22 protein-coding genes are annotated in these 26,325 nt (G+C 60.9%); 10 read left to right on the forward strand and 12 right to left on the reverse strand.

Going from position 1 to position 26,325, the window contains the following annotated elements:
* Positions 1–137: 137 nt before the first annotated feature.
* Both RG540_RS24885 and RG540_RS24890 read right to left on the reverse strand, forming a co-directional pair.
* Entirely contained in the window at positions 138–1,928 is a 1,791-nt protein-coding gene (locus RG540_RS24885; RefSeq protein WP_051909940.1) for a chloride channel protein, read from the reverse strand.
* 90 nt (positions 1,929–2,018) lie between these two features.
* Positions 2,019–2,579, reverse strand: coding sequence for a dihydrofolate reductase family protein (locus RG540_RS24890; RefSeq protein ID WP_041364529.1), 561 nt, complete (start codon positions 2,577–2,579; stop codon positions 2,019–2,021).
* 94 nt (positions 2,580–2,673) lie between these two features.
* Here RG540_RS24890 and RG540_RS24895 point away from each other — a divergent pair, with 94 nt between their 5' ends.
* The gene (locus RG540_RS24895) at positions 2,674–3,189 is read left to right on the forward strand and encodes a winged helix-turn-helix transcriptional regulator (RefSeq protein WP_041364531.1); all 516 of its coding nucleotides are present in this window, start codon (positions 2,674–2,676) and stop codon (positions 3,187–3,189) included.
* Here the strand turns inward: RG540_RS24895 and RG540_RS24900 are convergent, their stop codons facing one another.
* The 3 genes from RG540_RS24900 to RG540_RS24910 form a co-directional block, all read right to left on the reverse strand.
* Positions 3,190–3,993, reverse strand: coding sequence for a TIGR02186 family protein (locus tag RG540_RS24900; RefSeq protein ID WP_041364533.1), 804 nt, complete (start codon positions 3,991–3,993; stop codon positions 3,190–3,192).
* Positions 3,993–4,919, reverse strand: coding sequence for a sulfite exporter TauE/SafE family protein (locus RG540_RS24905; RefSeq protein WP_041364534.1), 927 nt, complete (start codon positions 4,917–4,919; stop codon positions 3,993–3,995). Before RG540_RS24905 ends, RG540_RS24900 begins: the two co-directional genes overlap by 1 nt.
* 248 nt (positions 4,920–5,167) lie before the next feature.
* Positions 5,168–9,085 (reverse strand): SEL1-like repeat protein, encoded by a 3,918-nt coding sequence (locus RG540_RS24910; RefSeq protein WP_041364536.1) that lies wholly within the window; start codon positions 9,083–9,085, stop codon positions 5,168–5,170.
* 495 nt (positions 9,086–9,580) lie between these two features.
* Here RG540_RS24910 and RG540_RS24915 point away from each other — a divergent pair, with 495 nt between their 5' ends.
* The 4 genes from RG540_RS24915 (at position 9,581) to RG540_RS24930 (ending at position 15,172) form a co-directional block, all read left to right on the forward strand.
* Complete coding sequence (locus tag RG540_RS24915; RefSeq protein WP_041364537.1) at positions 9,581–11,374, forward strand: acyl-CoA dehydrogenase C-terminal domain-containing protein; 1,794 nt, start codon at positions 9,581–9,583, stop codon at positions 11,372–11,374.
* 108 nt (positions 11,375–11,482) lie between these two features.
* The gene (locus RG540_RS24920) at positions 11,483–12,691 is read left to right on the forward strand and encodes an acetyl-CoA C-acetyltransferase (RefSeq protein ID WP_041364539.1); all 1,209 of its coding nucleotides are present in this window, start codon (positions 11,483–11,485) and stop codon (positions 12,689–12,691) included.
* 10 nt (positions 12,692–12,701) lie between these two features.
* Positions 12,702–12,920 (forward strand): hypothetical protein, encoded by a 219-nt coding sequence (locus tag RG540_RS24925; protein WP_051909742.1) that lies wholly within the window; start codon positions 12,702–12,704, stop codon positions 12,918–12,920.
* 35 nt (positions 12,921–12,955) lie between these two features.
* Positions 12,956–15,172: a 3-hydroxyacyl-CoA dehydrogenase NAD-binding domain-containing protein gene (locus RG540_RS24930; RefSeq protein ID WP_041364540.1), complete on the forward strand. Its 2,217-nt coding sequence runs from the start codon at positions 12,956–12,958 to the stop codon at positions 15,170–15,172.
* 187 nt (positions 15,173–15,359) lie between these two features.
* Here RG540_RS24930 and RG540_RS24935 read toward each other — a convergent pair whose 3' ends face one another.
* Genes RG540_RS24935 through RG540_RS32480 form a run of 3 tightly spaced genes read right to left on the reverse strand, consistent with a single transcriptional unit; the run spans position 15,360 to position 16,242 of the window.
* Entirely contained in the window at positions 15,360–15,638 is a 279-nt protein-coding gene (locus RG540_RS24935) for a BrnA antitoxin family protein (protein WP_041364541.1), read from the reverse strand.
* Entirely contained in the window at positions 15,622–15,924 is a 303-nt protein-coding gene (locus RG540_RS24940; protein ID WP_041364542.1) for a BrnT family toxin, read from the reverse strand. Before RG540_RS24940 ends, RG540_RS24935 begins: the two co-directional genes overlap by 17 nt.
* Before the next feature lie 30 nt (positions 15,925–15,954).
* Positions 15,955–16,242: a hypothetical protein gene (locus RG540_RS32480; protein WP_157884675.1), complete on the reverse strand. Its 288-nt coding sequence runs from the start codon at positions 16,240–16,242 to the stop codon at positions 15,955–15,957.
* Positions 16,243–16,449: 207 nt separating this feature from the next.
* Between RG540_RS32480 and RG540_RS24950 the strand changes: the two genes are divergently transcribed.
* The 5 genes from RG540_RS24950 to RG540_RS32485 all read left to right on the forward strand — a co-directional run bounded on the left by RG540_RS24950 (position 16,450) and on the right by RG540_RS32485 (position 20,177).
* Positions 16,450–16,779 carry a hypothetical protein gene (locus tag RG540_RS24950; protein WP_041364544.1) on the forward strand — a complete coding sequence of 110 codons (330 nt, stop codon included), beginning with the start codon at positions 16,450–16,452 and terminating at the stop codon, positions 16,777–16,779.
* Positions 16,780–16,890: 111 nt separating this feature from the next.
* Positions 16,891–17,454: a YdeI/OmpD-associated family protein gene (locus tag RG540_RS24955; RefSeq protein ID WP_041364545.1), complete on the forward strand. Its 564-nt coding sequence runs from the start codon at positions 16,891–16,893 to the stop codon at positions 17,452–17,454.
* 305 nt (positions 17,455–17,759) lie between these two features.
* Entirely contained in the window at positions 17,760–18,530 is a 771-nt protein-coding gene (locus RG540_RS24960) for a type IV toxin-antitoxin system AbiEi family antitoxin (protein ID WP_041364547.1), read from the forward strand.
* Positions 18,523–19,227 (forward strand): nucleotidyl transferase AbiEii/AbiGii toxin family protein, encoded by a 705-nt coding sequence (locus RG540_RS24965; RefSeq protein WP_051909744.1) that lies wholly within the window; start codon positions 18,523–18,525, stop codon positions 19,225–19,227. Before RG540_RS24960 ends, RG540_RS24965 begins: the two co-directional genes overlap by 8 nt.
* A gap of 215 nt (positions 19,228–19,442) precedes the next feature.
* Positions 19,443–20,177 carry a hypothetical protein gene (locus RG540_RS32485; protein ID WP_157884676.1) on the forward strand — a complete coding sequence of 245 codons (735 nt, stop codon included), beginning with the start codon at positions 19,443–19,445 and terminating at the stop codon, positions 20,175–20,177.
* Positions 20,178–20,226: 49 nt separating this feature from the next.
* Here the strand turns inward: RG540_RS32485 and cysN are convergent, their stop codons facing one another.
* The 4 genes from cysN to RG540_RS24990 form a co-directional block, all read right to left on the reverse strand.
* Positions 20,227–22,134: a sulfate adenylyltransferase subunit CysN gene (gene cysN, locus RG540_RS24975; protein WP_041364550.1), complete on the reverse strand. Its 1,908-nt coding sequence runs from the start codon at positions 22,132–22,134 to the stop codon at positions 20,227–20,229.
* On the reverse strand, positions 22,134–23,051 hold the full coding sequence (cysD, locus tag RG540_RS24980; protein ID WP_041366308.1) for a sulfate adenylyltransferase subunit CysD: 918 nt from the start codon (positions 23,049–23,051) through the stop codon (positions 22,134–22,136). Before cysD ends, cysN begins: the two co-directional genes overlap by 1 nt.
* Positions 23,052–23,250: 199 nt before the next feature.
* Positions 23,251–24,474: an acyltransferase family protein gene (locus RG540_RS24985; RefSeq protein WP_051909746.1), complete on the reverse strand. Its 1,224-nt coding sequence runs from the start codon at positions 24,472–24,474 to the stop codon at positions 23,251–23,253.
* Between the two features lie 421 nt (positions 24,475–24,895).
* Entirely contained in the window at positions 24,896–26,179 is a 1,284-nt protein-coding gene (locus tag RG540_RS24990; RefSeq protein ID WP_041364551.1) for a cystathionine gamma-synthase family protein, read from the reverse strand.
* Between the last annotated feature and the right edge of the window lie 146 nt (positions 26,180–26,325).

Here is a 26,325-nt window from a genome sequence, read left to right on the forward strand (position 1 = left end):
CGCGACGATCGGGCGTCGCCGTCACTTTGCCGAACCGCGGGCGCTTCGCATTCCGTATTGGCCATTGTCCTTCTCCCTGGAACGGTGACCATATATCGCGCTCGGTAAGGCGCAATTAGCCGAAGGGAGAAGGCGGTTCAGATCTCGCCGGAAACCTCGCGCCGTCGCCGGTCGAGTTCTTCCGCGTAGCGCCGCAGCGTGTGGCTTTCGCTGAGCTGTCCCACGACCTTGCGTTCGACCTGGTTGTTGACGACCGCCAACGCTTCGGCCTCCAGCCGGTCGAAGATCGCCGCCGCCTGCCTGGCGTTCATCGATCGCAGCAGCACGTCGTTCTTGTATTTGACGAAGGAGGCAAGTGTCGGTTTTTCCGCCGCATCCTCGGTGGGCGCCGCGTAGATGTCCGGTAGAAGCACCATGCCGGCATATTTCTCCGCATCGTCGACGAGGATGACGCGCTGGGTCGAACCGAGCGGGAAATCGTTGCGGAACTGCTCGATGCTCATGGAAATCGGCGCGGTGCGGATGTCGGAGCGCATCATCCGTTCGACCGTCAGGTTTCGGATCCAGCCGACATCATGGGCGCTGCGGATGCTCTCGCCGCGAAGATGGAAGCGCCAGGTGGCGAACGAATAACCGAACGTGTTGCGGACGGTCAGCGACGAGGTGATCACGGCCGCAAGCGCCAGTACGGTGATCGGAAAGTCGCCGGTGATCTCGAGCGCCAGGAAGGTCATGGTCAGCGGCCCACCGATCACCGCCACCGCCATCGCGCTCATGCCGACGACCGCATAGATGACCGGCGTCAACGTCGCGTGAGCGAAGATATAAGGCGCCGAATAGGCGAAGATCTTGCCGAGCAGCGCTCCCATGAACAGGGACGCGAAGAACAGGCCGCCGCGAAAGCCGGAACCGATCGACACCGCCGATGCCAGCGATTTCAGCGCCAGGATTGCAAGCAGCGCCGGGATCGTCGGGTTCTGGCTGAGATTGAGATGCAGCGCGCCATGGCCGGCCGCCATTACCTGCTGGTCGACAAGTCCCAGGAGCCCGATCAGGATACCGCCGATCGCCGGCCGGAAGGCGGGTGAAAGCGAGCTCTTGCGCGCCGTCTCCTCGACGAAGGTGACACCTTTCATCAGCAGGATGCCGCCGCCGGCGCAGAAGGCGCCGAGCAGGATCGCCGGCAGGTAATCCGCCGGCACGACAGCGCCGAAATCGCCGACGTCGATCAGGAATTCCTCGCCGTAGAACAGCCGGGTCACGATCGTCGCGACCAGCGCCGAGACGACGACCGGCGTCAGGCTCATGATCGTATAGGTGCCGATGATCAACTCGAAGGCATAAAAGGCACCCGTCAACGGCGCGTTGAAGGCCGCCGCGATCGCGCCGGACGCACCGCAGCCGACGAGGATGCGCAGATCCGACCGGCGCAATTGCAGCAGCAGCCCGATCTTCGAAGCAATCCCCGAGGAAAGCTGCGTATATCCCGCCTCCAACCCGACAGACGCGCCAAAACCGTTCGAGACAAGGTTCTGGATCGCGACGAGGATGCTGTCGGTCAGGGACAGGCGGCCGCCGTGCAGCGCGTTCGCCTCGATCGGATCGACCATCGGCTTCTTGCGCCAGCGCCGCAAGATCAGGAACAACAAGCCAAGAAGGGCGCCGCCACAGATCGGTGCAAGCAGGATGGCCAGCCGGTTGATATCGGTTGCCGAGCTCAGCCTCTCGCCGCCGCCGAGTTCGAAGATCGCCCGGTGCATTTCCTGGGAGACGAAACTCATGCCGGCGATCGCCAGCCCGGAAAGTGCGCCGACCAAGGCCGCGACGGCGATGAGCCCGAATTCGCTGCGCCGGACGAGTACCCGCAACTGGCCCGGATTGAGCAGAACCCGGGCGGAGGGCAGGAGGGAGAAGAGCCGGCTGAACATGAACATCTTACAGGAACGAGTTGGCGCGTCTCTAACGCAAATATCCCTTCAGGCCAATAATCAATCCCTCGATGCCCTTCGTCTGCGGCGTCAGGCCGCCTTGCTGACCGCGTAGGTCAGGATCACCGCGCCGTTGGTTGCTGCGCTGGAGCTCAGCAGTTTGAGCTCGGTCTGGTGCCCGGTTTTCTTGAAGAGCGGATTGCCGGAGCCGAGAACCACCGGCGCGATGCAGAGCCGGTATTCGTCGACGAGGCCATCTTTCATCAGCGAAGCCACCAGTTCGGCGCTGCCAAAGATGAAGATCGTCTTGCCGTCCGCGGCCTTCAGCTTGGTGAGCTCGCCGACGGGATCGCTGACGACCCGGGTATTGTTCCAGGGAGCGTCCTTGATCGTCTTCGACACGGCGATCTTGGCGATATTGTTCATGTAGTTCTTGACCTTGCCGCCTTCCTCGGCGGTCGGCCAATAGGCAGCCATGCCCTCGTAGGTCTTGCGGCCGAACACCAGGAGGTCACCTTCCTCGCCGAACTGTTCGGAGAGCTTTTCCAGCTCCGGCCCCCAGGCATAGTTGTGGAAGGCGAGGTCCCAGGGCTTTTCTCCCTCGAAATAACCGTCGAGGCTCATCAGGTTCCAGACTACCAGCTTTCTCATGTCATCCTCCGTCGTGTTTAAACCAGTTGCAAAAAGCAAGCAGTTGAAAGCTAACCAAACTGATTGTAGAATGCAAGCAGTATTGGAGAAAAAAATGAACGAAACATATCGGTCGGGTTGCCCGATCAATCTGACGCTGGAGGTTCTCGGAGACCGCTGGAGCCTGATCGTCATCCGCGACATCATGTTCGGCAATCGCCGCCACTTTCGCGAACTGCTGCAGAATTCCGAGGAAGGCATCGCTTCCAACATCCTCGCCGACCGGCTGAAGCGGCTGGTGGAGCGGGGCCTGCTTTCCCGCGAGGACGATCCGAGCCACAAGCAGAAAGGGATCTACAGCCTCACGGAGATGTCGATCCGGCTGGTGCCGATCTTTGCGGAAATGGGCGCCTGGGGCCGCCGTTTCATGCCGGTGTCCGAAGAGCTCTCGATCCGGGCGCAATTGCTGGAGGAGGGCGGGCGGCCGCTCTGGGAGGATTTCATGGCCGAACTGCGCGTCCTGCACCTGCATGTCCCGCGCGATCCGGCCAAGCCTTCCGTCTTCGACGGCCTGCGCGCCGCCTATCTCGAAGTCGTCGCCCGCAACGCGGCGGCCGACGCCGCGGAATGATCAGTCCTTGCGGAAGACGATGCTGGCGCCCCAGCCGGTGATGACGGCGATCAGCACGCAGAGGAAACCGTAGGCGAGCGGCCGGTCGTGGGCCGCGTCGGTGATCGCCTGTTCGATGCCGGTCTTGACGACCCGCAGCGGCATTTCCCGCTGATTGATCAGCTCGCCGCTCTTGAACAGGTAGGCGCGCACCATGTGCATCCCGTCGGGGATGTTGGCCGGCAGTTTCAGCGAAGCGCGGAACAGGCTCGACGAGACGAAGCGCACGCCGCTCGTGTCGCGCTGATAAAGCCCGTTTGTCAGCTTCAGGCGCCGATAGGCGTCGCGGAACTCGCCGATCATGCCGGAATCGGGAATGTAGCCGACCGGGTTCAGCGCCAGGTGGTCGATGCCGACGCCGATATTGTTGAGGCTCGGCGCCTCGTCGATGGTGTCGATCATCCGGGTGCTGGCCAACGAATAACTTTCCGGCACCTGTTCGAAGGTCATGCCCTCGGTGTTCATCCAGATCCCGAAGACGCGCTCCTTCTTGCGCACCGTCGCATAGTCCTTCGGCCCTTCGAGCGTCACCACCACGTCGTACTGGCCGATCGCCAGGAACAGCTCGTCCGCATTGGTGAGCGCCCCGAAGATGGTGAGGTCGGCGCCGCGGAAATCAGACGTGATGGCGATTTCGCTGGTCGAGGCGCCGATCTCCAGCCCTTCCTTCACCGCCGATGCCTGCCCGAACGGTACCTGCGCCGCGGCCGGCGAGGCGAGTGCGAGAAGCGGCAGCAGAAGGAGAGTGCGGAGAAGCCGGCGCATCAGTAGGACATCCCCCCGACCGCGACCGAATAGACGTCGTCCGGCGTGACGATCAGCCCGATCGCCAGGCGGATGCCGACCGCAAGCACGAGCAGCGCCAGCAGCGCGCGCAGCTGTTCGCCGCGCAGCTTCTGCCCGACGCGGACCCCGTATTGCGCGCCGATCACGCCGGCCACCATCAGGATCGTGGCGAGCACGATGTCGACCGAATAGTTGGTCGCCGCCTGCACCATGGTCGTGTAGGCGGTGACGAAGATGATCTGGAACAATGAGGTCCCGACGACGACATTGGTCGGGATGCGTAAGAGATAGATCATCGCCGGCACCATGATGAAGCCGCCGCCGACACCCATGATCGAGGTGAGCACGCCGATGCCGAAGCCGAGCCCGACGATCGGAATGGCGGAAAGGTAGATCTTCGATTTCTTGAACCGCATCTTCAGCGGCAGCCGGTGCACCCAGTTGTGCTGGCCCGGCCGTTTCAACGGCAGCGGCTCCTTGTTCTTCGCCCGTCGGAGCGCGCGCAGGCTCTCCTGCAGCATCAGCGCGCCGATCGAGCTGAGCAGCACGACGTAGAGGATCGAGATGAACAGATCGAGTTGGCCGACGCGCCGGAGCCAGGAGAAGACCCAGACGCCCGCTGTTGCCCCCGCCAGACCGCCGACCAGCAGCACCGAACCGAGCTTCATGTCGAGCGTGCCGCGCCGGAAATGGGTGATCGCGCCCGAGATCGACGAAGCGACGACCTGGTTGGCGCCGGTGGCCACCGCCACGACGGGCGGGATGTTGTAGAAGATCAGCAACGGCGTGATCAGGAATCCGCCGCCGACGCCGAACATGCCGGAGAGAAAGCCGACGGCCGCGCCCATGCCCAGAATAATGAAGATGTTCACCGACAGCTCTGCGATCGGCAGGTAGACAGTCACGGCAGAACCTCGACACGGCAAAAAGCGACGCCCTCGCGGGCGTTCGCGATGTGGTTGTCCGCCCGGTGCGGCGAAGGAAACGTGATCTCACATGCCATGTGAACAGGGCATGAAGGACTTCATCCGTCATGCGCCCGGGTTTGGCCGCAAGTCAATTCGCAAGTGTCAGATAATGCGGCAATTTTACCATTTTTGTGCGGGCGTGATTAATATCCCGCAACTCCCCTATATCGGTCGGGTAAGTAGACTTACTTGTTCTTCGCAAGTAGTTCCTTGACCAGCGCGTCGGTGATCTTGCCGTTCGGTTCCTGGCCGACCGAGGTCTGGAAGGCCTTGATCGCGGTCACGGTCTTGGCGCCCATCTTGCCGTCGGCGGTGCCGGCGTCAAAACCGCTCTTGTTCAGGATCGCCTGAATGTTGCGGATCGCCTTTTCCATGTCGACCGAGCCCGTGGTGAGCGGCTTGCCGGAAGCCCATTCGTCCGGAAGATTGACGGAGTTGGCCTTCGGGTCGAGCGGCTTCACCTTCCACTGGTCGACCTTGGCGCGGGCGCTTTCGAGCTGTTCCTTGCGCATGGCGTTGCCCACTTCGTCGCGCTTCTGGGCGGCGTCCTTGTCGCCTCCCTTGGCCGCAACCGCAAACCACTTGTAGGATTCCTCGAGATCCTGCTTCACACCGTTGCCGCGGGCAAGCAGGATGGCGAGGTTGAACTGGCTGTCGGCGACGCCGAAGTCGGCGGCCTGGCGGAACCAGGTGACGGCGGCGGCATAGTCCGGCTGGCCGGCGGCGCCCGATGCATAGAGCACGGCGAGATTGTGCATGGCGCTGGCATTGCCGGCATCGGCGGCCTGCTTGTAGTAGGTCATCGCCTTCGTCAGGTCGCGGGAGACGCCCGTGCCCTTTTCGAAGATATTGGCGAGCCGGTATTGCGCCGGTGCCAGGCCGCGGTCGGCGGCAAGCTTGTACCAGTTGGCGGCTTCCGACAGATCGCTCTTGACGCCCTTTCCGTCGGTAAAGCGTGCGCCGATCTCAAAGAGCGCGTTGGCGTCGCCGCCAGCGGCGGCGTCGGCAAGCGACTTGGGTTCAATGCCGACGGGCACCACGATCGCAGCCGGAGCCGTGACCTTGGGGGCGGCAGCGAATGTGTTCGCAGTAGCCGGCGCATTGCCCGACTGTTCCATGACGGAAGGAGCGCCCGACGCGGGCCGCGGATCGGTCAGATGGTTTGCGGCAACCGCCGGGGCCTGTTCGACGGGTTGCGTCGGCGCGGCTGCGGTGGTCGTGTCGCCGTCGGCGCCATCGGTCGCGGCCTGGTCTTCGACTGTCGGGACCTCGTTGCTGCCGGTGACGTTGGCCGGCGCAACCGGCCGGGCCGGCACCTGGATCGTCGCGGCCGGTGCCGCGGGAGCCTTCGTGCCGCTGGTCAGCGTCTTGGCGAGCGGCATCGCCATCAGCACCAGAAGGACGGCACCGACAGCCATCAGGATCGGCCGGCGATGCTGCGAAAGCATGGCGCCGAAGCCCTTGTTGGCGGATGCCTTGGCGGCCTTGCGCATCTCCTTGGACGACGAGCCGATCTGCGAGGGATCGGTTTCCTGGGCAGCGGCCTTGGCGGCGCGGCGGGCGGCGGCGATATAGTCGGCGCGTTCGGCGGCACTCGTCCGATCGGTGTCGAATTCCCCGGCGGCCTGGCTGGCGCGAACCCGCTCGAGGATCTTCTTGACGTCAGGGGCGCCGGATCCCGGCTCCAGAAGGTCGTTCTGGCGATCTACCGGCAGCACGTCGGAAGGATCGAGCGGCGGCGTCGGCTCGATGACGGTGCGGCCGCCCTTCGGCGCCTCGGCCTTTCCGCCGGGCAGGAAGCGGCGGGAAAGCTCGGTCAGCAGGCTGGTCTTAGCCGCCCTGTCCCTGGCGGGGGTGTCCTTGGTGACGACTTTGGTGTCGGCATGGTCGGCGCGAAGTGCGGTCTCGTCGGAAGGCGCTTCTTCAGGGGCCTTCGCGCGGTGGCCGAAGGCTGCGGCCGGTTGCTCGTTCGCCGCCTCAGCCTCCGCGAGCTCGTAGCTCATCAGCTCTTCGGCAGCCGCAACGGAAAGCTGTGCGGCCGCCGGCATGACCGGGGCAGGGCGGGTTTCGTAACGCGCTGGTTCTTCATGATAGCGATCCCGCTCCGCATGGGCGGAGGAGACGAAACGTTCTTCCATGCCGTCCAGCCGGTCGGCGATCTGTACCAGGGTGCCGTGCAGGGCTTCGAAGGTCTGGTGGGTGCGGTCGTCCGAATGGCGCGTCAGGTCTTCGAGATGGCGAAGGTCGTCCGCAAGCGCAGAAAGTGCCGCCATGTCGGCGGCGACGCCCGGTCCGCCTGCCATGCCGTTGCGCGAATAGGCTTCCACCACCGTTTCGGCGGCCTGGCGGGCAGCCTCGATGATGTATTCGTCATTGGTCGCCATATAGCTTTCGAGCGCCGTCATGCGGTTTTCGAATTCGGCGGGAAGAGCGCCGGCGCCATGCTGCGGCTGGCTGATCAGCACCGAAAGATGGGCGATCTGGTCTTCGAGACTGCGAAGCGCGCCGTCGTCGCCACGCGGCGAAGCCGTCGCCTCGTCAAGCCGGGCGGCGATGTCGGTCAGCCGGTCTTCGATCCGCCCGAAGGCATTCTCGTCGAGCGCCGACTGGGGGCGCGGCTGATAACCGATCTCCTCGATCCGGCGGGCGAGATAGTCGAGCCGTTCGGCGAGCACGTCGTTGACACTGCCCTGTTCCAGCCCATCGATCTTGCGGGAAATATCGGCGAGATAGGCGGAAAGCTCGGGATCCTGGGAAGGCTTCTGGGCCTGTTCGAGGATCAGCGAAAGCTGCTCGAGCCGCTCTTCCAGGCGCATGGCCGCCTGTTCGTCGGTGAGCTCCTCGATCCGGCCGGTCAGCGCCTCGATGCGGGCGGAAAGCATTTCGGCCGGGTCGGTCTGGGTGTGGGTTACCCGGCCTATGGCTTCGATCTGGTCGGCAAGCGCGCTGATGCGGCCGTCCAGACGCTGCAGGAAGGACTGGTCGATCGAGGCTGAGGCCGAGGCGCGGCTGCCGGCGGCAATCGCGCGGCTGATCTCGTCCAGCCGCTCGTCCAATGTCGCGAACTGTTCGGCAATGACCGAATCGTTCGGCTGCATGCGCGAGCCGAGCTGCTCCATGGCGCTTGCCACAGTGATCAGCTTCTGTTCGAGCGCCCGGATGACCGGGCTGTCGCTCATCTCTCCGAGCTGGCCCTTGATGTCGTCGATCCGATAGGCGAGCGAGACGAGTTCCTCGCGCAATGCCGTGGAGTCGAGGCCGTGCATGCGATCTTCGAGACCCTGCCAGCGGGTTTCCATCCGCCGCACGGAATCTTCGCGGGCAAGGCCGCCCATGACGGCCCGCAGTTCCTCGAATTCGTGGCGCAGGCCGACGGCCTCCGGCGTCGCCTGATGACCCAGCTGGCTGATGCCCTCGGCAAGCCGGGCAAGATCGCCGCGCAGGTCCTCGGTGAAGTTCTGGTCTTCGGCGATGGATCTGATCGAGCGGATTTCCGAGCGCAGCGCGGTCATCTCGCGGCCGACGCTTTCGGAAATATCCTGTTTCAGCTCCTGGCGCAGGCTGACCAGCGCCTGAGCGATGTCCCGCATGCCGTTGTCGGCTGGCGGTTGCGGCGCCGGCATGCGCGGCGGTGTGGCCGGGCGACGGGGTTCTTCGCGGCGCGGTGCGGACGCGACCGGGCGCGTTTCGGCGTAACGAGGCGCTTCCGCGCGGACGGGGGCTTGGCGCGCTGGCGGGCGGTAGGCTTCCGGCGGACGCAGCTCGGTACGGCGCGGTTCTTCCCGGCGCAGGCTCTCCTGACGCAGATCCGGCGCGCGTTGGCGCTCGGGCCGGACGCCACGGTCTCGGCTGGCGTCGAGCATGCGCTGGCGCTCGCGGATCTCGGCAAGCGGATCGCTGGAGAGTTGTGGTTCGCGATAGGCGGCAGCCGGTGCCGGCCGGCGCTCCTGGCGCGGATCGGTCGTCCTCGGCGTGCGGGCATCACGCGACGTGCCTGACATCAACCCCTCGATACGCGCCTCGAGCCCTTCGATGGTGCGGTTCAACGCATCCAGGGAAGAGCGGTCGCCGGGACGGGAAGGGCTCGATCGTGATCCGTTCATGTGCTCGCTCGTTTCGACGTTGTACCTGCTGGCTCTCGTAACGACCTCGTTTCAGGGGATACGGAATTCCCGCCAATCGGCCATATATTAGAGATACCTTACGCAAGACTTGCCATTTCAGCGGACGCGGGACATCTTGAGGTAAATGGACCGCGTCGCTTAAGAGCCCACTATTTCCTTAAACGTAGTAAACAAGTCGTTAACCCGAACGAAAATTTTAACCTTTTCGACGCGCTCGGTGTCCCTTGCGGTGATGACGTAGCGCCTGCCGGCCCTATCTTCCTGCTTTCCCCATCCAGCCTCGCAACTGCTCGACCCGTTAAGACCGTGATCGGGACGGAGGAATGGCGACGGTGAATATCGGCAAAGTTCCAAACGCGCGTAATTGACGTTTACGCGAACGTCAATTATTTGTGGTAGAAAGAATGGGGATTCTCCCGTGAGCCAAAGGCCCGGGGCGGAATCCACCGACGAGGATTTGGAGGAAGCTCGACCATGCCCGTGTACAAGGCCCCGGTAAACGATACGCTTTTCATTCTCAACGATGTGCTCGGCCTGGAACGCTACGGCAACCTGCCGGGCTTTGCCGATGCCACTCCAGACATGCTGGAAGCGATCATCGGAGAGGCTGCCAAGGTGGCCGAAGACGTGCTCTTTCCGCTGAACCTCTCCGGCGATCAGGAAGGCTGCATCCGTCACGACGATGGCACGGTCTCGGTGCCGAAGGGTTTCAAGCAGGCCTATGATCAATATTGCCAGGCCGGCTGGATCGGTCTCGCCGTGCCGGAAGAATTTGGCGGCCAGGGCCTGCCCTACACGCTGCATGCCGCCGTCGGCGAATACATGTCGTCGGCCAACATGTCGCTGATGATGTATCCGGGCCTGACCCAGGGCGCGATTGCCGCGATCCTCGTGCATGGTTCCGACGAGCAGAAGAGGACCTACCTGCCGAAAATGGTTGCCGGCACCTGGTCGGGCACCATGAACCTCACCGAACCCCATTGCGGCACCGATCTCGGGCTTCTGCGTTCGAAGGCGGTGCCTCAAGGTGATGGCTCCTACAAGATTTCCGGCCAGAAGATCTTCATCTCGGCCGGCGAACACGGCATGACCGACAATATTGTCCACCTGGTGCTCGCCCGCATTGAAGGCGCGCCGGAGGGCACCAAGGGCATCTCGCTCTTCATCGTGCCGAAGTTCATGGTCAATGCCGACGGATCGCTGGGCAAGCGCAATGGTGCTACCTGCGGTGCGATCGAACACAAGATGGGCATCCACGGCAACTCCACCTGCGTCATGAACTATGACGAGGCGACCGGTTACCTGATTGGCGCTGAAAACAAGGGCCTGGCGGCCATGTTCGTGATGATGAACGAGGCCCGCCTCGGCGTCGGCCTGCAGGGCCTCTCGATCGCCGAGACGGCCTACCAGAACGCTGTCGCCTATGCCCGCGAGCGCATCCAGGGCCGTTCGCTGTCGGGCGCCAAGGCGCCGGATAAAAAGGCCGATCCGATCATCGTTCATCCGGACATCCGCCGTACGCTGATGACCATCCGTGCCTTCAACGAGGCCGGCCGCGCCTTCCTGCTGTGGACCGCGCTGAAATCCGACATCGCTCACCGCTCGCCGGATGCAGCCGAGCGCCAGAACGCCGATGATCTCCTCGGCCTCGCGACCCCGATCCTCAAGGGCGTGATGACCGACAAGGGTTTCGAGCATGCCGTGATGGCCCAGCAGGTGTTTGGCGGCCACGGCTATATCGAGGAACACGGCATGAGCCAGTATGTCCGAGATGCCCGTATCACCATGATCTACGAAGGCGCCAACGGCATCCAGGCGCTCGACCTCGTGGGCCGCAAGCTGGCGCTGAACGGCGGCCGCGCCGTCATGGCGATGTTCAAGGAGATCGGCGATTTCTGCGAGGAAAACCGCGCCGACGAGGCGATGGCTCCCTTCACCAAGGGTCTCAAGAAGGGCTTGAACGACCTGCAGGCCTCCACCATGTGGTTCATGCAGAACGCCATGGCCAAGCCCGACAATGCCGGTGCCGGCTCCACCGACTATATGCACCTCTTCGGGATCGTGACGCTCGGCTACATGTGGGCCAAGATCGCCAAGGCGGCCCAGACCGGACTTGCCGCCGGCGACGCCCGCGCCGATTACCTGAAGAACAAGCTGGTGACGGCGAGGTTCTTCATGGAAAAGATCATGCCGGAAACCGCGATGCGCAAAGTCCGCATCGAAGCCGGCGCCGACAGCGTGATGGAACTCGCCGCCGACGCGTTTTGATTTGCGCCGACGCACTCCCTCCCCCTTGCGGGGAGGGCTGGGGAGGGGTCTTCTCTCCCATGTCCGAGATTTGAGGCAATATAAATTGCCACCCAGGGAGATGACACCATGACTGAAGTCTTCATTTACGACCACGTCCGCACGCCGCGTGGCCGCGGCAAGAAGGATGGGGCGCTGCACGAGGTGCCGTCCGTGCGCCTCGCCGCCAAGACGCTGGAAGCGATCCGCGACCGCAACGGCCTCGATACGTCTTATATCGACGACATCATCATGGGCTGCGTCGATCCGGTCATGGATGCCGGCGCCGTCATCCCCAAGGCCGCGGCCTTCGAGGCCGGATATTCCACCAGGGCGCCCGGCATGCAGATCTCCCGCTTCTGCGCCTCGGGCCTCGATGCGGTCAATTTCGCGGCCGGCAAGGTCGCGGCCGGGTCGGACGACATCGTCATCGCCGGCGGCGTCGAGAGCATGTCGCGGGTCGGCATGGGCATGTCCGGCGGCTCCTGGTACATGGACCCGTCGGTCAATTTCCCCGCCTATTTCATGCCGCAGGGCGTCTCGGCCGACCTGATCGCCACCAAGTACGGGTTTTCCCGTGACGATGTCGACGCCTATGCCGTCGAGAGCCAGAAGCGTGCGGCCAAGGCCTGGGACGCCGGCTACTTCAAGAACTCGGTCATTCCGGTCAAAGACCAGAACGGCCTCGTGATCCTCGACCGCGACGAGCACATGCGCCCGACCACCGACATGCAGTCGCTGGCCTCGCTCAACCCGTCGTTCCAGATGCCGGGCGAGATGGGCGGGTTTGAGGCGGTCGGCATCCAGGCGCATCCGGAAATCGAGCGGATCAATTACGTCCACCATGCCGGCAATTCGTCGGGCATCGTCGACGGCGCCGCGGCCGTGCTGATCGGCTCGAAGGCCGGCGGTGAGGCCATGAACCTGAAACCCCGCGCCCGCATCCGCCACTTCGCCAATATCGGCTCCGATCCGGCGCTGATGCTGACCGGCCCGGTCGACGTCACCGAAAAGTTGCTTGCCCGCTCCGGCATGAAGATTGCCGATATCGACCTCTTCGAGCTCAATGAAGCCTTCGCCGCCGTCGTACTGCGCTATATGCAGGCCTTCGAGATCAGCCACGACAGGATCAACGTCAACGGCGGCGCCATCGCCATGGGCCACCCGCTCGGCGCCACCGGCGCGATGATCCTCGGCACGGTCTTGGACGAGTTGGAACGCCGCGATCTCAACACCGCGCTGGTCACGCTCTGCATCGGCGCCGGCATGGGCACTGCGACGGTTATCGAACGCGTGTGAGGAGGCAGCCATGGGGCCGCGGCGAGAGGTCTATGAGCGCGAGAGAAACGAAATCCAGCAGCAATATGCTCAGCATAACCTCGATAAGGATATGGCTGCCGACTATCGCTCAGGCCTCGCCACCGACCCCAAGGAACATGTGCGCAAGCTGAAGACGCAAAATCGCGGCCTGTTGTTGCTTCTGGTCCTGATTGCCGTAATCGCCGCGGTCGCCTTCGCCATCTCCTGACGGAAAACGAATTCAAGGGAAGAGGAAATCCCATCATGAGCACCTACAAGAACTTCACCGTCGAAACCGACGCGGACGGCATTGCTCTCGTTACCTGGGACATGCCTGACAAATCCATGAACGTCTTCACCATGGAAGTGATGGACGAGATCGACGCGATCGTCGATGTGACGGTTGCGGATGCGGCCGTCAAGGGCGTCGTCTTCACGTCCGGCAAGTCGTCCTTCTCCGGCGGCGCCGATCTCACCATGATCAAGTCGATGTTCTCGATGCTCGCCGAGGAGCAGGCCAGGGACCCGGCGACCGCCGCGCAAAAGCTGTTCGATGCCGCCGGCCGCATGTCGTGGCTGTGGCGCAAGGTCGAGACCAACGGCAAGCCGTGGGTTTCGGCGATCAACGGCACCTGCATGGGCGGGGCGTTCGAGCTGTCGCTCGCCTGCCACGGCCGCGTTGCCGCCAATTCCAAGTCGGTAAAAATCGCGCTGCCGGAAGTCAAGGTCGGCATCTTCCCGGGCGCCGGCGGCACCCAGCGCGTGCCGCGGCTGGCCAACGCCCAGGACGCCCTGCAGATGATGACCACAGGTTCGTCGCTGACCGCCCAGCGCGCCAAGGCCATGGGCCTCGTGCACCAGGTCGTCGAGCCCGCCGAGCTGATCAATGCCGCCAAGCAGATGATCAAGGACGGCCTCAAAGCGGTCGCCCCCTGGGACGAAAAGGGTTTCAAGGTCCCCGGTGGCGGCATCTGGACGCCCGCTGCAGCCCAGCTCTGGCCAGCCGCCCCCGCCATCCTGCGCCGCGAAAGCGCCGGCAACTATCCGGGTGCGCTCGCCATCCTGAAATGCGTCTATGAAGGCCTGCAGCTTCCCTTCGATACAGGCCTCAAGGTCGAGCAGCGGTATTTCACCGAGATCCTGCGCACCACCGAAGCGTTTTCGATGATCCGCTCTCTGTTCGTCTCCATGCAGGAGCTCGGCAAGGGCGCCCGCCGCCCGGCCGGTATCCCGAAGACGGAGTTCTCCAAGATCGGCGTCGTCGGCGCCGGCTTCATGGGCGCCTCGATCGCCTATGTGACGGCCGCCGCCGGCATTCCCGTCATCCTCGTCGACCAGACCCAAGAAGCCGCCGAGAAGGGCAAGGCCCATTCCGAAAAGCTGGTGGCCGATCAGGTCGGCAAGGGCCGGATGACCAAGGAGGAGGGCGAAAAGCTTCTCGCGCTGATTACCCCCACCCCGGATTACAAGGCGCTGTCCGACGCAAGCCTCGTCGTCGAGGCGGTGTTCGAGGATCGCGCGGTGAAGAAGGCGGTCATCGAGGCGGTCGAAGCGGTCATCCCGGAAACCACCATCTTTGCCTCCAACACATCCACCCTGCCGATCACCGGCCTTGCGGAGAATTCGAAGCGTGCCGACCAGTTCATCGGCGTGCATTTTTTCTCGCCGGTCGAAAAGATGATGCTGACCGAGGTCATCCTCGGCGAAAAATCGGGAGACAAGGCGCTCGCCGTGGCGCTCGATTTCGTCGCCGCGATCAAGAAGACCCCGATCGTCGTCAACGATACCCGCGGCTTTTATGTCAACCGCTGCGTCTTCCGGTATATCAACGAAGCCTATGACATGCTCATCGAAGGCGTGCCGGCGGCGATGATCGAGAATGCCGCAAAGATGGCCGGCATGCCGGTCGGCCCGTTGTCGCTCAACGACGAGGTCGCCGTCGATCTGTCCCAGAAGATCATGAAGGCCTCGATCGCCGATCTCGGCCCCAACGCCGTCAAGCCGGAGCACATGGCGCTCGTCGACCAGCTGGTCGACGTGTTCGACCGCCGCGGCCGCAAGAATTCGAAGGGCTTTTACGAATACCCGGCCAAGCCCGCCAAGAAATTCCTCTGGCCCGAGCTGAAAACCCTCTACCCGCAGAAAAAGGCCTCGGAGGTGGATGTTAGCGTCCTGAAACAGCGCCTGCTGGTGACGATCGCGCTCGAAGCCGCCCGCACCGTCGAGGAAGGCATCGTCACCGATCCGCGCGAAGCCGACGTCGGCTCCATCCTCGGCTTCGGCTTCGCCCCCTATACCGGCGGCACGCTCTCCTACATCGACGGCATGGGTGTGAAGAACTTTGTCGCCCTCTGCGAAAAGCTGGCCGCAAGCTACGGCCCCCACTTCAAGCCGACACCGCTCTTGAAGGACATGGCGGCGAAGGGCGAGACGTTTTATGGGCGGTTTGACCCGTATGCGAAGGTGGGGGAGGCGGCTTGAGGCTCCGAAAGCGGTTCCAAAGGGCAGGCCGCGCGGACTATGTTATGGAGTAGCGGAAGCGCACCTTTGGAAGCAAAGTAGCGCTCACGGCCACCTATCTCAGCTTCTCAGGGTAGGGGCTTCTGCCCACCATGTCCTGGCCGCCGGGGTCCTTCATTGCCGTGTCACACGCCGGCTTGAGGAGAGATCATCGTTTTGCTCCAGATGTATCGACTTTCTCGGCAAGCCAGATCTTGATCAGCGACTGGTATGGGACATCACGCTTGCCAGCGGCAACCTTGATCTGTTCCAGAAGCGAGTTGGGCAGACGCAAGGAGATCGACGTGGATGACGGCTTCAGGTTCGGCAATCGCACGTTCGCGGCCTTGCTCCAGTCGACATGATCAGCGGAATCATGGTGTTCCCAATAGGTCCGCTCTTCGGCTTCCGTACTGAAGTGCGGCACGGGATCAGGCTTTCTGCTCATAATAGCTCCGCTCCTTCCGGCTCATATCCCCGGCGGAAATCACCCGGATTCTCGTTTCGTTTGCCCCAAGCGTGAAGGTGATATGGAGCAACCTTCCGTCATCGGTCCGACCGAGCGCATGAATGCGCTGCTCGGTAAAGCTATGTCTCAGATCGGGTATCATCAGCAGCGGCTCGTTAAAGAACACCTGCTCAGCTTCGCTCTGGCTGACGTCGTGTTTGTCGGCACTCTTGCGGGCATTTGCCTCGTCCCACTCGAATCCGACAATCAGTTCCCAATCGATCATTGATGTATATTGCCATAATATACGCGGGGTTCAAGGCCGGAGGAAACGTGAAGGAGGAAATGCTTTCCAAAGCCGGGCCTTCCGGCGCCGCTGCGGCTCATCAAAGTCGGCAGATCTGCTTGAACGCCATGTCGTCTCCGCGGCGTCCTCGCGGCCTGCCTTACTGACATTGAGCGCGTTTTCCTGGCGGCGGCTTCTGGCGGTTCGCGATGGGCAAGCCGCGCCCTTCCTCATCATGTTGACCACCGCGAAAGGGTCGGATGTCGCGCCGATCCACAACCGTGAGATCGTGATGTTGAGGCGGAAGGCTGGAGCCATGGGCTCCTCCACCCAAGCCGGGAGGAACTCCTGCGGCCGGGCGATGACGGTGATCTCGCCATCAAAAGGCCCGTTCCGGCTACCCCCATTCCGGCAGCGGCTGCCCAAGCCAAGGCCGCCCGATTTCACCTCCCACCCCGCTTCCCCAATCCCATTTTTCCTTCTATCTTCCCCCGCATTCATCAAGCTCAGGTTGCAGGAGGGGTCATGTTTGGAGAGGTAAAATATCGTCTGGGTGGCTTGCTGGTCCTGGTTGTCGGGGCGGCAGTGGGATGGTCGGCCGTTTGGCAGCCGCTTCACCAGGCGGAGTTGGGCACAGATACCGTCACGTGGATGCCGCGCATCGTCGTTCTGCTGGCGGTCTGCGCGGTTTTCGGTGTCTATTTTCTGTTCACCGGCAACCGCTATCCCTATCGCGATGTCAAGCGCAGCACGTTGACGACGGCGGGGTGGATCTTGTTTGCGATCACCGCCGTGGCTGCGGTCGCGGGTTTCTTCTGGATGGATATGACGTTGAAGTCGCTCGGCTACCACTGATCGCGCGCTGGGCGCCGGTGCTTGTCATCCGGCCGCCACTCGCCGATCCTGGCAAAGCAACGAGCGATAGCTTTCGATCTGGATCGGCAGTTCGCCAACTGGGAGCCGCTCATGGACCTTGCCACCGAAGCCCTCGCCTTCACCGATCCCGCGGATTGGGCCTCCTGGCTCACCGCCCACCACGCCACCTCATCCGGCGCCTGGCTGCAGATCGGCAAGAAGAACCCGAAGCGGACCCTGATCACCATCGACGAGGCGCTGGACGTGGCGCTCTGCCATGGCTGGATCGACAGCCAGCGCAAGGGCTTCGATGCCGCCTGCTATCTGCAGCGGTATTCGCCGCGCCGCGCCAAAAGCCCGTGGTCGAAGCTTAATGTCGATCGGGTGGCGCAGCTCACGCAGGCCGGGCGGATGCAGCCGGCGGGATTGGCGGAAGTCGAGGCGGCGAAGGCCGACGGACGCTGGGTGGTCGCCTATGCGCCGCAGCGCGAGGCCGGCCTGCCGGACGACCTGATGGCGGCGCTCGCTGAAAATGCCGCCGCCAGCGCTGCCTTCGAAAAGCTCGACAAGACCGGCCAGTACGCGGTCGTCCTGCCGCTCCTCAAAGCTACGACCCCGAAAATCCGCGCCGCGCGGCTCGAAAAGGCGGTCGCGAAGCTGGAAAAACTTGAATAGGCGGCACAGGGCGGCGATTCAAAAAAGAACCTATCACCTTGTCTAGGAAATGAGGCCTCTTGGTCCACTTTGGGGTCGGAAAGTCCGCTACTAGCATACGCGGCGTTCATCCAATGCCTCAAAAGGCTTGGCCACATACGGAAGATCACAGCGGCTCGGCGAAAAGCGTGGAAGTCCATCAGAACCGACTGTTCGCATCAGAATTTATCACCGCTGTATATTTTAGAGGTATCACTGGCGATAAATCTAAGGTGACCGCGACGCCATAGATTGATAAACAGTGCAATTTATGCCAGGAATACATTATGGCTATATCACGAGGTGAAAAACTAAGGACACTTTTGGATGCGTGGGTTCCCGGAATGGTGGCGACCAGCGCCTGGCTCAAAGGCCTGGGCGTGTCACCTCAACACGCCCAACAATACGTCTCCAGCCATTGGCTCGAACCGGTGGCAATGGGCGTGTTCCGGCGGCCCAGCGAGACCCCGACCTGGGAAGGCGCCCTCTACAGTCTGCAAACCCAGCTCGATCTGCAGGTCCATGTCGGCGCCCTGAGCGCACTCGCATCGGAGGGGTCGGCCCATTACATGCGGCTGGGTCGCGAAACCGTCTTCCTTTTTTCCAAGACGGGGGGCGTTCTGCCCGGCTGGTTCAGGACCCATGATTGGGGTGTCGATCTTCGGCATACACAAACACAATTCCTGCCCGCCCATCTCGGTGTCCGGGACACCGAGATGGGCGGGTTCAGGCTGAAAGCCTCGACAGCCGAGCGCGCCATCCTCGAATGTCTGCACCTGGCACCGAAGACGGTCGATCTGATGGAGACCTTTGAGGTGCTGGAGGGCCTTCGAACGTTGCGCCCCGCTCTGATGCAGTCGCTGCTGGAAGCCTGCGCCTCCATCAAGGTCAAACGTCTTTTCCTCTTCATGGCGGACAAGGCTTCCCTGCCGGTTCTCTCTCATCTGCACACCGACGCGCTTGACTTGGGGACCGGAGACCGAGCGATGGTGAAGGGCGGCGTCTATATCGCCAAACATCGCCTGATCGTGCCCAAGGAACTGGCCGTCCATGAATGAGGCATACAGACACCAAGTGCGGTTGCTGCTGGATGTCCTTCCCCTCGTTGCCGAGGAGAAGGTGTTCGCTCTCAAAGGCGGAACGGCGATCAATCTCTTCGAGCGTGATCTTCCCAGGCTCTCCGTCGACATTGACCTCACCTATCTGCCATTCGACGCACGAGATGCCGCCTTGGCCGCGATCTCCGAAGCGCTGCAGCGGATCAGGGCCCGCATCGAGAAGACCGTCGCCAAGACCCGGGTCACGCTCGTCGTCCAGCCAGGCGGCCTCGAAGCCAAGCTGCACTGCCAGCGTGGCCGCGTTCAGATCAAGATCGAAGTCAATCCAACGCTTCGCGGTCATCTCATGCCGACGCGGCTCATGTCCTGTACGGCCCGCGTGCAGGACGAGTTTGAAATGTTCGTGGAGGCCCCCGTCGTTTCCCACGGCGAACCGTTCCGCGGGAAAATCTGCGCCGCCACTGACCGCGCCAGGCGTCGGAGCCTGTCATCCGGTCGCCGACCGCCGATCCCTGCCAACACAACGAGCAATAGCTTGCGATGCGGACCGGCAGTTCGCCAACCGAGAGCCGCCCATGGACCTTGCCACCGAAGCCCTCGCCATCACCGATCCTGCGGATTGGGCCTCCTGGCTTTCCGCCCATCACGCCACCTCGTCCGCATCTGGTGTCAGTACCGGAGCAATGCTCCCCAATAGCGCCGTTTGAATCGTCCCCAGGTGCTGCGGCCGCTGGTCTTCCGGGCGCGCGCCCCGGAAGACCAGCGGCGCGGGGCTCGAAAAGGCGGTCTCCTCCGCAACGGGGTTCGACGTGGCTGGCTGGGATCGCGACAAGCGATTCGTATTTTTTGGTGGATTTTACATTCTTGCAAGAACACTAAACTTGCTAATATATGAGGGGTCCCTCATAAGCTATGGCAAACCCCGAAAGCCGAGTCACCCTCACTGATATCATGACACGTTGTAATTGCTGGCATATCATTTCATACCCTCGAAGCGGTAACCATGCCGTTCGTGCAATCGTTGAACGCTTCAGCGGCAGGCCCACACTTGGATGTCCCGGAGCGGAAAGAGACGACCTGCCAATTTATCTTAGAGGTCCAAATCAAAGTCTGAACCTGATCAAAATTCGCGATCAACAATGCGTTGCAAGGAAATCACATTTTCTTCGCGAATTTATTAAGCACGACGCGCAAGAAACAGAAGCTGGCATCATACTCATTACTAGAGATCCGCTCGAAGCGATCACTTCGCATATTTATGCTGCTGTAAAGCCTCGGTTGTTTCGCAGACGGGTGAAATGCTTTTTTGCCGTGCGAGAGGCTGTGGATGATTATTTGGGCTCCGTGTTTGCTTTTCGCGCTATGCATGAGCGGAAGCGTATTCATGTCTGTTATGAGGATTTCATCCGCCCAAACTCTGACGTGCCTGCCAAACTGATACAGGCGATGGGGCTGAGTGCTCGCCCAACGGAAGCTGAAGTTGCCGAGACATTGTCGCTTGCATTTGGTAGCCTTCAAAGACCGGGACATGCAAAGCGTGATTGCAAAGTTGCGGAAAAAATAAAGAATGAGATCTCTAAGCGGCTAACTTACGACCAAGTCCTGACACTTGCTCGATTTCAGTCGGGAGACCTTACAGTAATATAGGCGAAAGGGCGTCATCAGTAACAAAAAAGGACAAACGAGGTGTGGCAATTCATACTCGTTTGATCCGGGTATGTATAAACGCCAATACGTCTTCCGCGAGGTCTTCCGCACTTCGGATTGTCGTATCTAGCAGAAGATCGGGATTGTCAGGGATCTCATAGACACTATCAATACCAGTAAAATTTTTCAACTCTCCGCGGCGGGCCTTGGCATACAGTCCTTTCGGATCACGCTCCTCGGCGACCGAAGGAGGCGTAGAGACGTAAATTTCCACGAACTCCCTTTCAGCCACCAACTCGCGCGCTAATTGGCGCTCGGCGCGAAAGGGCGAAATGAAGGAAACTAGCGTGATGATGCCCGCGTCTATCATAAGCTTCGCTACCTCAGCGATTCGCCGGATGTTTTCGACCCGATCGGAAACCGTGAAGCCGAGATCCTTATTCAGCCCTTGGCGTACGTTGTCGCCGTCGAGCAAATAGGTGTGGTAGCCGAGACCAAGCAGCCTTTTTTCCACCAGGTTGGCGATGGTTGATTTGCCGGCCCCGGAAATCCCTGTAAACCAGAGGAGTACCGGTCTCTGGCTCTTGATCTCTGCGCGGGTCTCCTTAGAAACTGTTATCGCCTGCCAATGAACGTTGGTCGCGCGCCACAGACCGTGGTCGACCATGCCAGCGGCAAGGGTCATATTGGTCATCTGGTCGATGACAATGAAGGCACCCATTGAGGGATTTGCGAGATAGGACTCATAGGTGACGCGCTCGCTGGTGACGATATTCACGACGCCCACTTCATTGAGTTGAAGCGTTTTCGCAGCAAGCCGCGCGAATGTATTTACATCGACCTTGTAGCGGATGCTGGTCACGGTGGCCGCGACGATATGCGTCCCGATCTTGATCAGCAAACGACGGCCGGGGATGAGTGCATGCTCGCTCATCCATATCAGCCGCGCTTGGAACTGATCTGCTACCTCGGGACGCGATGTCGGTGGACAGAGTACATCGCCGCGTGAAGCGTCGATCTCATCGTTCAGCGTCAATGTCACGGCCTGGCCAGCAATCGCACGCGGCAACTCGCCATCATAGGTGACAATGGATTTGACTTTGGTACTCCTGCCGGATGTGGCAACGGTTAATTCGTCGCCCGGACAAACGGTGCCGGACGCGATGGTGCCGGAAAGACCCCGAAAATCGAGGTTTGGTCGGTTCACCCACTGGACTTGAAAACGAAAAGGCATCTCCCTCCGATTGTCGGAAATATCGACTGCTTCCAGGTGCTCAAGCAACGGGGGGCCCTCGTACCAAGGCATGTTGAAACTACGGGTGACAACATTGTCCCCATGGCGCGCCGATACAGGGATCGCTTGCAGCGCCTGAAAGCCTAAGTCCGACGCAAATTCTCGATAACCGGCAACGATGCCATCGAAACGTTCTTGGCTGTAGTCAATCAAGTCAATTTTGTTGACGGCGAGCACTACGTGCCGGATCCCGAGCAACGATACGATGAAGGAATGGCGTCGCGTCTGGGAAAGGATGCCCTTGCGAGCGTCGATTAGAATAACGGCGACATCAGAGTTCGACGCGCCCGTCGCCATATTGCGGGTGTATTGCTCATGGCCTGGTGTATCGGCCACAATGAACTTTCGTTTGTCGGTAGTGAAGAAGCGATAGGCGACGTCAATCGTGATACCCTGTTCGCGCTCGGCCTGCAGACCATCGACCAAAAGGGCGAGATCCGTGTCCTCACCGGTCGTGCCAAACCTTCTAGAATCGCGCTCAATACCGGCGAGTTGGTCCTCGAAAATTAGGTTGGTGTCGTAGAGTAGGCGGCCTATCAGGGATGACTTTCCGTCGTCAACGCTGCCGCACGTCAGGAAGCGCAGGAGATCCATATCATTCTGGGCGGCCAGATATTCGGCGAGAGTCGAGGTATGAAACTGCCCGTCAATGCTAGCGTTCATCAGAAGTATCCTTGGCGTTTCTTTCTTTCCAGTGAGCCCTCATCGTCATGATCGATCAGCCGCCCCGAGCGTTCCGAGGTGCGCGCGACCAGCATCTCCGCGATGATTTCCTCCACTGTGCATGCCTCCGACTCGATAGCGGCGGTTAGCGGGTAGCAACCGAGGGTACGGAAGCGCACTGACTTCATCCGCGGCTTTTCACCCGGCTGCAGCGGTAGCCGTTCGTCATCAACCATGATCCACTGCCCGTCCCGTTCTACGACTGGACGTTTGGATGCTAAATAGAGAGGAACGATCGGTATGTTTTCGAGCAGGATATATTGCCAAATGTCGAGCTCGGTCCAGTTCGACAGCGGAAAGACCCTGATCGATTCGCTCGACTTCACTCGGGTATTGTAAAGGTTCCAGAGTTCAGGACGCTGGTTCTTGGGATTCCAGGTGTGATTGGCAGTGCGAAAGGAAAAAATGCGCTCCTTGGCGCGAGTCTTCTCCTCGTCGCGACGAGCGCCACCGAAGGCCGCGTCAAAACCTCCCGCATCAAGCGCCTGCCGGAGCGCATCCGTCTTCATAACGTTGGTATAAATGCTCGATCCATATTCGAACGGATTAATGTTGTCGCGTAGCCCTTCCTGGTTGGTGTGTGTGATCAGACTTAGGCCTCGCTCCATCGCCATGCGGTCGCGGAAGTCGATCATCTCCCGAAATTTCCAGGTCGTGTCGATATGCAGGAGCGGAAATGGCGGCTTGGAAGGATAAAATGCCTTCATCGCCAGATGCAGCATCACCGACGAATCTTTGCCGACCGAATAGAGCATTACTGGTTTTTTGAATTCGGCCGCCACCTCGCGCATTATAAAGATTGAGTCATCTTCCAGCCGTTTCAGATGCCTAGACTTCTCCAATCTATCAAAGCACATCGTCTGCATATTTTTGAACTCAAAGCTTTCTTAGAACCACATTGCATTCAGCTCGGCCCTTGAGCCGCAACCAGGGGCCCGTGGTGTTTCTTCTCTGGAAATCCCTCGAGGGCTGACCGACACTTTTGTTCCCAATCGCATAAGGTCTGACTTTCGTTGTAACACTGCGTGGGCTTTCGACGAAGCGGTGAGGGGCCCATCAATTTGATTTAGCCTTATCCGCTAACCCCACGAAGAGGGAGAATTTGTGGCCGGAATTGATAGCGTAACTGTCGATGTAACGGGTAAAGGCCACGGATAAGATAATAGTTACAAGTAAGTACGCGGCTAGAGAAAGGGTGAGTCCAATAGGATTAACGCCCACTAGGACGACGGTGTAGCTGGCGATAGTGCAGAGAACAATAAAATGAAGTAGGTATAGCGAGTAAGATATTCTTCCCAGGAATTGCGGAATTGAAGATTGTAAAAACCTTTCAGCGGTTCCTGCCCTGCACACTGCTGCCACCAAAAGGACAGCGCCAACCGCATTGTAGGCAGTGTTGGCAGAAGGAAAGATTGGTACCCAAATAAATAGCCCATCGCTGGATCGATAAGCACCGAGCATCAGACCCAGGGCAGTACAAATAACTCCAGCCACAACTGATATGCGGACGTAGTTCAGCGCAGCGCCGGCAAAGAAACACAAGAAGAAGATGAAGTCATCTGGCTTAAGAAGGACGATACCAAGCGAGCAGGCGGCCAAAGATAAAAGATTGCCTCTTCTCGAGGGCGAAAGGGCAAGAGCACTGAGCAATAGCAGCGATCCGAGGAACTCTACTTTCAGCGACCAGACAGGGGGGATCAAAACCGTTGACCCCAAAAGACCGGCATATAAGCTCGCTTTCAATAAGGTCAGGAGAGAAATATCGCGCTGAAAATATTCTCCGAACCAATCCGACGAGGAAAGTATAGCCGCTTCATGGTTCCAGTTAAGGCCCGCCGTTAGGATTAGCCAGGATAGGAGGCTTGCGACGGCAATTGGAATGTTAAGCCTGAAATATCTTCCCCAAGCACGCGACCGTAAGGTGTTGTGCTTCCCGTCGATCGCCGGCCGGCTAAGAACGAAACCGGAAAGGACAAAGAATATCAAAACTGCGAAATGGCCATTAAAAAAAATGGTCGCTGGCGGGCTACCGAGAACCCGCTCAATAAGGGTCATTCGCTGCACATTGAGTTCTGGGTCTGCGGAGTCGTTTCGCATTAGCGCAGGCCAGAAAGCATGAACAAAGTGGGAGAGAGCAACAACCACGGAGGCTATTCCCCGGAGTCCGTCCGCGGCTCGATTTCTCATCTCCACATTGCCAATAGAACCACCAACGGAATCGATTAAGCTCCCATCAGAGACCGCTCTCGTTTTGACCAATTCATCCTGATTGTCACCCATAAATGCCCGATCTTTTTCGATACAAATAGCTGCCGTCCTTAGAAGCCTCTATCCTCCTCGCCGCGAGGCCGCAATTTACCTCTTCTTTTCTTCAATACCGCCTTTAGGGCCTCGAAATGGTCTTCGGCCGATTTTACTTGCCTCCGCGACAGTCTGGCGACACTAGATGTACGGCATCAGCGGCGTGCCTCGTATACCCTTCAGGAACGATCCCGCCCATGTCCTTTGTCCTTCTTTGAGCCTCGTGATCTTTCCTATGTATCGATCGTCGTCATTGGGCGGAAAGGCCAATGAATGGCAGGATTTGTCTGCCTTTTTCAAAGGCAGACAACAACCGAAATACGACGGCGGCCGGAAAACTGGGGACACAGGCGAATGACGGCCCCGATGCCGGCCGGTCCCAGGCGCCACTGTCCACCGCTCACGCTTTGTCGAGCGCGATCGTCAGGTCGGCGATCAGGTCGTCGGGGTGCTCGATGCCGATCGACAGGCGGATGGTCGAATCGAGCACGCCGATCCTCTGGCGCACTTCGGCGGGCACGCCGGAATGGGTCATGGTCGCCGGGTGGCTGGCAAGCGATTCCGTGCCCCCGAGGCTCACCGCCAGCTTGAAGATCTGCAGCGCGTTCAAAAACCGGAACGAGGCCGGCTGGCCGCCCCTGATGTCGAAGGAGAAGGTCGAGCCGCCGCCCGTGCACTGCGCCGCAAACACTTGTCCGACCGGCGATGCCGGGTCGTGATAGGGCAGGTAGTGGATGCTCTCGACATTCGGATGCCCGCGCAGGAAGTCGGCGACGGCGAGCGCGTTGGTATTGGCCTTTTCCATGCGGATCGACAGCGTTTCCAGGCTGCGGCCGAGCATCCAGCAGGAATGCGGGTCGAGCTGCGTGCCGATCGCCCCGCGCAGCGCCTTCACCTGTTTCATCACCGCCTTGGAGCCGAGTGCGGCGCCGGCGATCAGGTCTGAATGGCCGCCGACATATTTGGTCAGCGAATAGAGCGAGATATCCGCCCCATGCTCGATCGGCCGCTGGAAGACTGGGCCGAGCAACGTGTTGTCGCAGACGATCACCGGACGGTGCCCCTGTTTTTTGCCGATCGCCTCGGCCACCCGGCGGATCATCGCCACGTCCACCAGGCTGTTGGTCGGGTTCGCTGGCGTCTCGATCAGGATCACCGAGACGCGGCCCCTGCCCATCGCCTCCTCGGCCGCCGCCGTTACCGACTGCTCGTTGACCCCGTCTGCAAACCCGACCGCCGCGACGCCCATGTTGAGGAAGGTTTTCGAAAGTAGCGTTTCGGTGCCTCCGTAAAGCGGTTGCGAGTGCAGCACGCAGTCGCCCGGCCTGACGAACGCCATCAGCGTCGTGGCGATCGCCGACATGCCGGAGGAAAACAGCACGCAGCTCTCCGCCTGCTCATAGACCGCCAGCCGGTCCTCGACGATCTCGCTGTTGGGATGGTTGAAGCGCGAATAGACCAGCCCCGCCCCGGTGCCCGCCGGCGGTTCCCGGCGCCCGGAAACGAAGTCGAAGAAGTCGCGGCCCTCCTCGGCGGACTTGAACACGAAGGTGGAGGTGAGAAACACCGGCGGCTTCACCGCGCCTTCGGAAAGCTCCGGGTCGTAGCCATAGTTCAGCATCTGCGTTTCGGGATGGAGCTTGTGATTGCCGATATGCGTCTTCGAGGGATGCGGGGCGGTCATGTTCGGTCTCCTGGCGTAAAAAAAGCGGATGCCATGACCGGAGATAATATCGGAAAAACCGCTGCCAAGGGGCGTTATCTGCGAAAGCCGCGTGGTCGGTGCGGCATCGGGCGATGTGGCCGCGAACGTCCCAAGTCTGCCGTTGA

Origin of the sequence: Neorhizobium galegae bv. orientalis str. HAMBI 540 (genome assembly GCF_000731315.1) — a bacterium.
In the GTDB taxonomy this organism is placed as follows: domain Bacteria; phylum Pseudomonadota; class Alphaproteobacteria; order Rhizobiales; family Rhizobiaceae; genus Neorhizobium; species Neorhizobium galegae.

Bases quoted from the DNA above. Each gene is read 5' to 3' on its own strand.
- RG540_RS24885 (WP_051909940.1), bottom strand. From the start codon at position 1,928: ATGTTCAGCCGGCTCTTCTCCCTCCTGCCCTCCGCCCGGGTTCTGCTC.
- RG540_RS24890 (WP_041364529.1), bottom strand. From the start codon at position 2,579: ATGAGAAAGCTGGTAGTCTGGAACCTGATGAGCCTCGACGGTTATTTC.
- RG540_RS24895 (WP_041364531.1), top strand. From the start codon at position 2,674: ATGAACGAAACATATCGGTCGGGTTGCCCGATCAATCTGACGCTGGAG.
- RG540_RS24900 (WP_041364533.1), bottom strand. From the start codon at position 3,993: ATGCGCCGGCTTCTCCGCACTCTCCTTCTGCTGCCGCTTCTCGCACTC.
- RG540_RS24910 (WP_041364536.1), bottom strand. From the start codon at position 9,085: ATGAACGGATCACGATCGAGCCCTTCCCGTCCCGGCGACCGCTCTTCC.
- RG540_RS24915 (WP_041364537.1), top strand. From the start codon at position 9,581: ATGCCCGTGTACAAGGCCCCGGTAAACGATACGCTTTTCATTCTCAAC.
- RG540_RS24920 (WP_041364539.1), top strand. From the start codon at position 11,483: ATGACTGAAGTCTTCATTTACGACCACGTCCGCACGCCGCGTGGCCGC.
- RG540_RS24925 (WP_051909742.1), top strand. From the start codon at position 12,702: ATGGGGCCGCGGCGAGAGGTCTATGAGCGCGAGAGAAACGAAATCCAG.
- RG540_RS24930 (WP_041364540.1), top strand. From the start codon at position 12,956: ATGAGCACCTACAAGAACTTCACCGTCGAAACCGACGCGGACGGCATT.
- RG540_RS24935 (WP_041364541.1), bottom strand. From the start codon at position 15,638: ATGAGCAGAAAGCCTGATCCCGTGCCGCACTTCAGTACGGAAGCCGAA.
- RG540_RS24940 (WP_041364542.1), bottom strand. From the start codon at position 15,924: ATGATCGATTGGGAACTGATTGTCGGATTCGAGTGGGACGAGGCAAAT.
- RG540_RS32480 (WP_157884675.1), bottom strand. From the start codon at position 16,242: ATGGCTCCAGCCTTCCGCCTCAACATCACGATCTCACGGTTGTGGATC.
- RG540_RS24950 (WP_041364544.1), top strand. From the start codon at position 16,450: ATGTTTGGAGAGGTAAAATATCGTCTGGGTGGCTTGCTGGTCCTGGTT.
- RG540_RS24955 (WP_041364545.1), top strand. From the start codon at position 16,891: ATGGACCTTGCCACCGAAGCCCTCGCCTTCACCGATCCCGCGGATTGG.
- RG540_RS24960 (WP_041364547.1), top strand. From the start codon at position 17,760: ATGGCTATATCACGAGGTGAAAAACTAAGGACACTTTTGGATGCGTGG.
- RG540_RS24965 (WP_051909744.1), top strand. From the start codon at position 18,523: ATGAATGAGGCATACAGACACCAAGTGCGGTTGCTGCTGGATGTCCTT.
- RG540_RS32485 (WP_157884676.1), top strand. From the start codon at position 19,443: ATGGCAAACCCCGAAAGCCGAGTCACCCTCACTGATATCATGACACGT.
- cysN (WP_041364550.1), bottom strand. From the start codon at position 22,134: ATGAACGCTAGCATTGACGGGCAGTTTCATACCTCGACTCTCGCCGAA.
- cysD (WP_041366308.1), bottom strand. From the start codon at position 23,051: ATGTGCTTTGATAGATTGGAGAAGTCTAGGCATCTGAAACGGCTGGAA.
- RG540_RS24985 (WP_051909746.1), bottom strand. From the start codon at position 24,474: ATGGGTGACAATCAGGATGAATTGGTCAAAACGAGAGCGGTCTCTGAT.
- RG540_RS24990 (WP_041364551.1), bottom strand. From the start codon at position 26,179: ATGACCGCCCCGCATCCCTCGAAGACGCATATCGGCAATCACAAGCTC.